Here is a 2,964-nt window from a genome sequence, read left to right as displayed (position 1 = left end):
AAGTAACCGACCGAGATCGGCTTGGAGATGTAGGCCTCGCAGCCCCCCTGGCGGATGCGCTCCTCGTCGCCCTTCATGGCGAAGGCGGTGACAGCGATCACGGGGATGTGGCTCAGCGCCTCGTCCTCCTTCAGCCACTTGGTGACCTCCAGACCGCTGATCTCGGGAAGCTGGATGTCCATCAGGATCAGGTCCGGCTGGTGCTCGCGCGCCAGCGCCAGAGCGCCCAGACCCTCGCGCGTCTGCAGCGTGGCGTAGCCCTGCGCATCCAGCAGGTCGTGGAAGAGCTTCATGTTCAGCTCGTTGTCCTCCACGATGAGGACGGTTTTGGCCGTCGATGCGCTCACGCCACCACCCTTGGGGACCGTGAACCGGCCCCGTTTGTGCGATACGTCTATCCCATGCACATCCCTAAGGCCCCGTTAGCCGAGGCGAGATGACCCCCGGGGTCTGCCGAGACTGCCTGTGGCGGGGTGAAACGGACCTGCGGCGCTGCCCCGCCTGCCGCTCGCCGCGCCTGGTGCGCCATGTGGAGCTTGAGCAGCTGAGCCTCGCGCACCTGGACTGCGACGCCTTCTACGCCTCGGTCGAGAAGCGCGACCGGCCCGAACTTCGCGAGCTGCCGGTGATCGTGGGCGGCGGCGTGCGCGGCGTGGTGACCACCTGCTGCTACATCGCTCGCACCTTCGGCGTGCGCTCGGCCATGCCGATGTTCAAGGCGAGGAAGCTCTGCCCGGACGCTGTGATCGTGAAGCCGGACTTCGCCAAGTACAAGACGGCCAGCCGCATTATCATGGACCAGCTGCGCGCGCTGACACCCCTGGTCCAGCCCCTGTCGCTGGACGAGGCCTGGGTCGACCTCTCCGGCACCGAGCGGCTGAACGGCGGGTCGGCCGCCTGGCAGCTGGCGCGGGTGCAGGGCGAGATCGAGCGGGCCACGGGGCTGACGATCTCCGTCGGCCTCGCCCCCAACAAGTTCCTGGCCAAGATCGCCTCGGACCTCGACAAGCCCCGCGGCTTCGCGGTGATCGGGGCGGAGGAGGCGCAGGCCTTCCTGGCGCCCCGACCAGTCTCCATCCTGCCCGGCGTCGGCCCCGCCCTCGTGAAGAGCCTGGAGGCGGCGGGCTTCTCCACCGTGGGCGATCTCGCGGCCGCCTCGGAGAAGACGCTGGCCCAGCGCTTCGGCGCCAACGGCCTCCGCCTGCACCGCCTCGCCCAGGGCCAGGACGCCCGCGCGGTGAACCCGAACTCGGAGCGCAAGGGCGTGAGCGCGGAGACCACCTTCGACACCGACCTCCGCGACCTTTCAGCCCTGGAGGACCGCCTCTGGCCCTGCTGCGAGAAGGTCGCCGCCCGCGCCCGCGCCGACGGCTTTGCCGCCCGCGCCGTGGTCCTGAAACTCCGCACCGCCGACTTCCGCCGCCTGACCCGCTCACGGACGCTCCCGGCTCCCACCCAGACCGCTCGCACCCTGTTCGCCGTGGCGCGCGAGATGCTGGCGGCGGAGGTGGGGGTGAGAGCTTATCGCCTGATCGGCGTAGGGCTGGCGGAATTGGCCGAGGTCGAGGCGTCGGCGGCAGACCTGTTCGGCGGCGACGGCGAAGCCCGGGCGCGCACGATGGAGACGGCCGTGGACGCGCTACGGGGGCGGTTCGGGCCGGTAGCCGTGGTGAGCGGGCGGGCGCTGCGGCGGGGACGTGAGGGGCGGCAAGCAGACGCTTGAAGTGACGCGATAGGGTGGCGGGCGGATCTATGCCTGATCCACTCGGAACTGCTCAGGAGCGGTCAAAAGGCTCTCCGCCTCGCGCAAGCCTGCTTCGAAGTCCATGCCAGTATCGATGAACGGAAGACCGACCCTGCCGCATTCGGTTTGAAGGTGCTGGCTAAGGGAACGGCTTACCTCCAGGTATCTGCGGACATTGTCTGGCCCCGTTCGATGCAGCCAATCCTGTGGCAACCCAGCATACGAGGCAAGCTGGGATGCCTTCCTCTCAATAGGTATGCTTGGATAGCCAAGGAAGCAGACCTGGACGGGCGCATCTATCTCTGTTCGGAATTCTGACAGCGTACTGGGACGCAGGTTTACCCCCTCGACTAGAAAATCTCGCCCGTCGAAATCTAGATGCTGAAGAACGCCCCTGATGATGGGCCACATGATATCGGCGGTTAAGAGGTCGTCATCCTCTGGATGTACGCCCAGAGAAGGCGCTCCCAGATGAAGCCCCAGTTTGATCGCATCAAGCGGAAACCAGGGCACGCCGTGTCGAGCACGCATTCTCTCTGCCAAGATCGACTTACCGCTTCGGCTACAACCACCCACGACGTAGAGCATGTGAGGATTGTATCAGAAGGGCCAAAGTCCGCTCAGGGTCGTTCTCCCGCATTGGCGTCCTTCCGATCAGCGGACGTGCCATCGTGCTCAGGCGCGTCAAGGGACGCTTCGCTCTTCGCCCTTGACCCGCCCTGCGCGCGATGGCGGACGGGTGGGCGTCGGGACGCAGGGCGTCCCGTTTTCAGAGTTCGACGGCCTGCGGCGCATCGAACACAGGGCTGGGACTTGGGGCGGCGCTTGTCTTCTCCTCCCCTGCGCAGCGGGGGTTGATGCGCGAAGGCGCATCTGGGCGCGGTGCGGATACGCGCCGTGACGGAGGGGGCGTCGCGGGCGCTGGGTTGGGTGATGTGGGTGGATGAAGGCGAGGCTGGCCGGCCGTGACCGCGGGGACGCCCCCTCCGTCGGCTTCGCCGCCACCTCCCCCGCTTCGCAGGGGAGGAGGATGAGCAATCTTCCTTGCGTCAGCCCTGTGTTCGATCCGCCGGAGGCGATCGGACTTCATTTCGGGACGCCCTGCGTCCCGACGCTCACGCGTCAGCCGTCGCGCGGAGCGGCGGTCAAGGGCGAAGAGCGGAGCGTCCCTTGACCGCCGCGAGCACGGCGGCACACCTATCACGACAGAGAGGAGCAAA

The 2,964-nt window shown here is 67.3% G+C and carries 2 protein-coding genes; one reads left to right on the top strand and one right to left on the bottom strand.

The features are described from left to right. Positions 1-293 (bottom strand): response regulator (locus tag HUV06_RS15590; protein WP_174302158.1); only part of this gene is annotated, 293 nt, incomplete at its 3' end. Positions 294-436: 143 nt separating this feature from the next. On the opposite strand from HUV06_RS15590, the gene HUV06_RS15585 reads away from it, so the two are divergent. After that, positions 437-1,723, top strand: coding sequence for a DNA polymerase IV (locus tag HUV06_RS15585; protein ID WP_174302157.1), 1,287 nt, complete (start codon positions 437-439; stop codon positions 1,721-1,723). Positions 1,724-2,964: the final 1,241 nt, after the last annotated feature.

It is taken from the genome of Caulobacter sp. S45 (assembly GCF_903642205.1).
GTDB lineage: Bacteria > Pseudomonadota > Alphaproteobacteria > Caulobacterales > Caulobacteraceae > CAHJWH01.
Note: the sequence above shows the minus strand (reverse complement) of the source record. Positions and strands in the feature narration are given on the sequence as shown.